The organism is Shewanella sp. SM20 (assembly GCF_025654545.1).
Lineage (GTDB): Bacteria > Pseudomonadota > Gammaproteobacteria > Enterobacterales > Shewanellaceae > Shewanella > Shewanella oncorhynchi.
On sequence record NZ_JAKKRK010000107.1, the window covers coordinates 1 to 4,812 of the forward strand.

8 protein-coding genes are annotated in these 4,812 nt (G+C 43.4%); 3 read left to right on the forward strand and 5 right to left on the reverse strand.

Features of this window, described 5'->3' with window-relative positions; all coding sequences use genetic code 11:
* The 4 genes from L5M18_RS22860 to L5M18_RS22875 form a co-directional block, all read right to left on the reverse strand.
* Positions 1-169 (reverse strand): transposase (locus L5M18_RS22860; RefSeq protein WP_011711619.1); only part of this gene is annotated, 169 nt, incomplete at its 3' end.
* A 398-nt stretch (positions 170-567) separates the two neighbouring features.
* A complete protein-coding gene (locus L5M18_RS22865) occupies positions 568-801 on the reverse strand; it encodes a hypothetical protein (protein ID WP_028764590.1) in 234 nt (77 codons plus the stop codon).
* A 4-nt stretch (positions 802-805) separates the two neighbouring features.
* The gene (locus L5M18_RS22870; RefSeq protein ID WP_263198702.1) at positions 806-1,966 is read right to left on the reverse strand and encodes a tyrosine-type recombinase/integrase; all 1,161 of its coding nucleotides are present in this window, start codon (positions 1,964-1,966) and stop codon (positions 806-808) included.
* Positions 1,967-1,974: 8 nt separating this feature from the next.
* Positions 1,975-2,181: a hypothetical protein gene (locus tag L5M18_RS22875; RefSeq protein ID WP_011919780.1), complete on the reverse strand. Its 207-nt coding sequence runs from the start codon at positions 2,179-2,181 to the stop codon at positions 1,975-1,977.
* Between L5M18_RS22875 and L5M18_RS23455 the strand changes: the two genes are divergently transcribed.
* Positions 2,171-2,512 carry a helix-turn-helix transcriptional regulator gene (locus tag L5M18_RS23455; RefSeq protein ID WP_317629911.1) on the forward strand — a complete coding sequence of 114 codons (342 nt, stop codon included), beginning with the start codon at positions 2,171-2,173 and terminating at the stop codon, positions 2,510-2,512. The two genes, L5M18_RS22875 and L5M18_RS23455, sit on opposite strands and share 11 nt — an antisense overlap.
* Before the next feature lie 118 nt (positions 2,513-2,630).
* Here L5M18_RS23455 and L5M18_RS22885 read toward each other — a convergent pair whose 3' ends face one another.
* Complete coding sequence (locus L5M18_RS22885; RefSeq protein ID WP_263198703.1) at positions 2,631-2,960, reverse strand: hypothetical protein; 330 nt, start codon at positions 2,958-2,960, stop codon at positions 2,631-2,633.
* Positions 2,961-3,068: 108 nt separating this feature from the next.
* Here L5M18_RS22885 and tnpB point away from each other — a divergent pair, with 108 nt between their 5' ends.
* Positions 3,069-3,245, forward strand: a complete 177-nt coding sequence (gene tnpB, locus L5M18_RS22890) for an IS66 family insertion sequence element accessory protein TnpB (protein ID WP_263198704.1) — start codon at positions 3,069-3,071, stop codon at positions 3,243-3,245.
* Between the two features lie 48 nt (positions 3,246-3,293).
* Positions 3,294-4,790: an IS66 family transposase gene (tnpC, locus tag L5M18_RS22895; protein ID WP_263198706.1), complete on the forward strand. Its 1,497-nt coding sequence runs from the start codon at positions 3,294-3,296 to the stop codon at positions 4,788-4,790.
* Positions 4,791-4,812: the final 22 nt, after the last annotated feature.

Here is a 4,812-nt window from a genome sequence, read left to right on the forward strand (position 1 = left end):
CTATCGCCGTGTCACTGTATTGAAATCCCCGACCTCGACCACCATGGTGTTCAGTGTGACACCAGAGGTTGAGCGCCTGCTCGTCTATCCAAAAAGTCAGTGAGCCTCGGTTGGTCAACGCCTTGTTATATTCCGGCCAATTGGTAATGCGAGATTTAGATTTGCCCATCTGATAGCGGTTCCTGCGTGGTATTCACAGGATCTGATCGCATCTGAGACGGAAGGTTCATTCATTTAGGCAACAACGCCGACCAACATTGAGGCTGTGCTCATCTAATTCGTTAACATTTTTCATATACCCTCTCTATTTCAAGTATTCAATACAACACGACGAGTCCCCCATCAAGTCCCTTGGAGCCGAAACCAGCATAAACACCTGAATTACTAGCTAATTTTTCTGATTAGCCCCTTCACATAACAATGAGTGTGGCACTAACTCTCTGAATTTGAGCCCTACTTTATCCATTAAGTTAAATGCATTTAGCGAACATCACTAAGCAAAATACACCGCTCTGCTTTAGACGGTGTATTTTGCTTAGTGAAGTTATAACACCATAGCATTTGGGATCAATCCAATAGAACCCCTTTCGCAGTAAGGTGCTTCCTCAGTTGAATCTCCCACCAATCGATATCAACCGTTTGATGCTTAATATAGTTTTTCCCTATCCAGTCAGCTATTGCATCAATGTTTTGTTGTCCAGTTCCGTTCCCAACCAAAAAATTGAGTTCACGACCAGTAGGTAAACAATACAAACGTTGGCATAAATAGTAAGCTAAGTTCTTAACGATATTTGATTTCACTTGGTTATCCTCTTAGTTTTTGGTTCAAAAATGCTTCAAAGGCACTGCCATCTTTACGTGTTAAATTAGGCACATACCGAGAGTAGACAGTAAACAACATATTGGTATTGGCATGCCCCATTTGTTTCGCTATCCACTCGGGAGACTCCCCTGATGCCAACCAGAGCGTTGCCGCCGTATGCCTGGTTTGATAAGGATTTCTTCTTGAAATTCTTAAAATGTCGAGTGTCGGATACCAAACCCGATAAGACATATTCTTATTGTTCATAGGTTTTCCGCAAGAAGTCTGGAACACAAAGCCACTACGATCTGATAATTTAGAGTGCTTAAATAAAGCGTCATAAACCAAGTCATTCATATCAATTTCGCGTAATGACGTTTTGGTTTTCACTGGCCCCAACTTATTGCGAACCCAAGACTGACGCACTAAAATTTGACGACGTTCAAAATCGACGTTTTCCCACTGTAATCCATCAATCTCTCCAGTCCGTAAACCCGTAAAAAAGCGCACCAAGAAATAGCAACGAAAGTCTGGTCTGACAAAGTCGATAAACTTAAGCACCTCATCTAATGTGAAGGGATGCACAGGCTTACGATTGACTGGTAGAGGCTTTATTGACTTCCAGGGATTAACAAATTCATATCGCTCCGCAGCATCATTAAGAATTACCCTAAGCGGTGACAAAATTTGATTTATCCGTGACGCAGAAAGCTCCTTTGCAAAAGCTTGTCCATCGACCAAATCCGCTCGAAAAGAAAGAATGTCAGTCTTAGTGATCGAATTGATTTCCCGCTCACCAAAGCGAGGTAAGACGTATAACGTTAAGATATCCTCGATAGTTCTTAGCTGCGATGGACGCCACTCCACCTTCTTTTCAAGCAACCACTGCTCTACAAAAATTGAGACTTGCACAGTACGAGAAGCATCTCTTAAAGCAGTCATTCGGTCGTAAGCTTCAAACTTCTCAACTTGCTTGCTGTTAGGGAAATGACGAGCATATTCAAATTGATTCAGCTGAATTTCCGCTTCAATTCGAGTAAGTACTGCCCTTGCTCTTTTTCGATTAGCTGTTGTATCTTCAAGCATGGTCATTTCTCTACAACGTATCCCCTTGAATCTAAAGTCGAGATACAGCTTATTATTTCGAGAGTTAATACTACCCATACAGCCTCCTACTTAGTTGGTAGAACATCTGAGTAGCCAAACAGCATCAATTGCTCGACGCTTTCCCAAATAAACAGAATTTTCCGGCCCCCAAATGGCCGAATGTAATGCACTCCCTCAAGTAGAATCGCATCCTTTAACTGATCTCGAATCGTTCTTGCATCATATTTAATGCGCAGAGACAGCTCTTCAGCTGTTAAATAGGTGTTAGACATAATATACTCTCCGATAGGTCATTTGATTTCACAGAAAGCCTTCTCGCTCTCCTGTAGAACGAATTTATGCTCATTTATTATCTTTTGCAAGCCTTTTTTATCTGCAGGAGAACATTTTTTATTATTGGAGATCATTTTGAAGTGTAATCTTTCCAGAATACTCGGTGAAAAGAGGCTTAAGGTTGCTGATGTAGCAAGGGATACCGGTATAAATAGGGGCACGATCACTCGCCTTTATAATGAGACGGCAACAAGAGTTGAGTTGGATGTAATTGAAACACTGTGCAAATATTTAGATGTGGAGATTAGTGAGTTGCTGGAAATAGAGTAAAAATAACTGATTCAGAAAGCTATTGGCTATAAAATAGTTAAAAATATATTGGCTCATTGAATAAATTGGCTTAGCAGATTAATTGGCTGCTAAGCCATTAGATTTATTAATGACTAGTTTATTTTAAAGGTTCCCAGCCCCCTGAAACGAGTCCTGTTTTAATACCTTTTAGCATGCTCTCAACCTCAGACCTTTCAATGCGCTGACGGCTATTCGCGCTGTATCGATCTTGAAAATAATCAATACCTATTGGAGTCAACTGATAGCCTTTTTCAACACGCAAAATTCTGCCGTTATCAAGGTGTGTCTTGAAATTCCCAAGGAACTTTTTCAGAGGATAGACCTTTCCTTTATCCATACCTGTTGCTTCAAGAACCGCTGCCATGTATGTCCAAAGCTCTTGTCCACTAGGTGTCTTGGTGAGCTTATAAAATTGTAATTCTGCCATAATAAATTCCTTTTATTGAACTAGCTTCGTAAGCGTCCGCCGAAGCACACCTTCATCACTTGGCCGTGAGCTGGCATCATTGTTTATCTAACTTGATTGGAGAACAATATGTTTGGCAACAGCACCCGGCTCGATGTCACGTTGATCTGCGGCACCACCGATATGCGTAAATCTATCGATGGCTTGAGTAACATTGTTGCTTACAGCCTGCACCAAGAGCCTTGCAATGAGCACCTGTTTGTCTTCTGTAACCGCCAACGTAATAAGTTGAAGATCACCAATTAATCTAAATAAACACAAGCGGTTAGTGATGAATTGTCCGATAATAACCGCATGAAATTCGACCTTAAAAATCTCCCGGATGATCCGGCGTTACTGAAGAAAATTATTCTGCAACAGCAGAGTAAACTGCTGCATCTCGAAGAACTATTTCGGCTTGCCCAGCAAAAGCAGTTCGGCAAAAGTGCCGAGGGGTATCCTAGCCAAGCCGAACTGTTTAATGAGGCTGAAGTCGAAGTTGAAACACTTGAAGCTGAAGACGTAGCAAAGGTCAGCAAACCTCGTCGTAAAAAGCCGGTGCGCAAACCGCTCCCTGCCGAGTTACCCCGTGAAGTAGTTATCCATGATATTAGCGCAGCAGACAAAGTCTGCGACTGCTGTGGCAATGATTTGCATCAAATGGGAGAAGAAAAAAGCGAGAAACTCGAGTTTGTTCCTGCCCAAGTGAAAGTCATCGAACACGTTCGGCTTAAATACAGTTGTCGCGTTTGTGACAAACACAGTACAGAGGTGAAAATCAAAATCGCGCCGGTGCCAGCCAGTCCTATTCCCAAGGGTATTGCTACTGCGTCACTGCTGAGCCAAATCATCACCAGTAAGTACCAATATGGCTTGCCGCTATATCGCCAAGAGAGCCTGTTTCAGCAATATGGTATCGAGTTGAGTCGCAAAACCATGGCCGACTGGATTTTGAAATGCGGTGAACTGTTGCTCCCGCTTTACGATAAATTGTGTGAAATTTTGCTGCAACAAGCGGTTATCCAAGCGGATGAAACCACGGTCAATGTGCTCAAAGAAGACAAAGCGACCTGCTATATGTGGCTGTATGTCACTGGTACCGACACACCGAATAATCAAGGCATCCCCAATATCGTGTTATACGATTACCAGCCTAGTCGTGCCGGCCAATGTGCGGTTGATTTTCTTGACGGATTTAGTGGTTACCTGCAAGTCGATGGTTACGCCGGTTATGCTAAAACCGATGCCGAACTCGTGGGCTGCTGGGCCCATGCTCGTCGTAAGTTCACAGAGGCTGAAATCGCTCAGCCTAAAGGCAAAACGGGCAAGGCAAACTGGGCTCTGAACCATATCCAGAAAATCTACCGAATCGAAACCTTGAATAAAGACTCAAGCCCCGAGGTACGGCGCCAACAAAGGCAGCTGCACAGCCAACCCTTACTGGATGAGTTGCATCGTTGGCTGGAGAAATCACAACACCATGTGCCACCTAAAAGCAGCTTAGGGAAGGCAATAACCTACTGCCTAAATCAATGGCCCAATCTGAACCGCTATCTTGAGGATGGGCGACTGAATATCGACAATAATCGCGCAGAGCGAGCCATAAAGCCGTTCGTCATTGGCCGTAAAAATTGGCTATTTGCCAACACGGCCAATGGAGCAAAAGCCAGTGCCATACTGTACAGCATGATAGAAACTGCCAAGGCTAATGGGCTGATGCCTTTTGACTATCTCATGTACTGCCTAGAGCAGCTGTCACTCAAGCCAGAAAGCCTGGATCATTTGTTACCTTGGAATGCAAAACTAGGCTAGGTGCAGATCACCGGACGGATAC